We start from the raw sequence: 231 nt of genomic DNA on the forward strand, positions 1-231 counted from the left end.
GGATGGCAATGGCACAAAACCGCTTTATATCCGAATGACAAGGGACGGCTTACATTTTGCCAGCGAGACGAAGGCTTTTCTTGCGGATTCCGCCTTCAGCCCCGCTTTCGATCCGGCGCAGCTCAGCCATATGCTGGCACTCGGCTATGTAGCGCCGGCCGAAAGCCTGATCCTGGGTGTGCGCCAACTGGCCCCCGGCACTTGCCTCGTTATCGATCGCCAGGGCCTGCG

1 protein-coding gene is annotated in these 231 nt (G+C 59.7%); it reads right to left on the reverse strand.

The window, feature by feature from the left end; genetic code table 11:
- Positions 1 to 49: 49 nt before the first annotated feature.
- Positions 50 to 231: hypothetical protein (locus tag AF337_RS44620; protein ID WP_210168081.1), on the reverse strand; the 182-nt coding region annotated here is incomplete at its 5' end.

Origin of the sequence: Rhizobium ecuadorense (genome assembly GCF_001187535.1) — a bacterium.
Lineage (GTDB): Bacteria > Pseudomonadota > Alphaproteobacteria > Rhizobiales > Rhizobiaceae > Rhizobium > Rhizobium ecuadorense.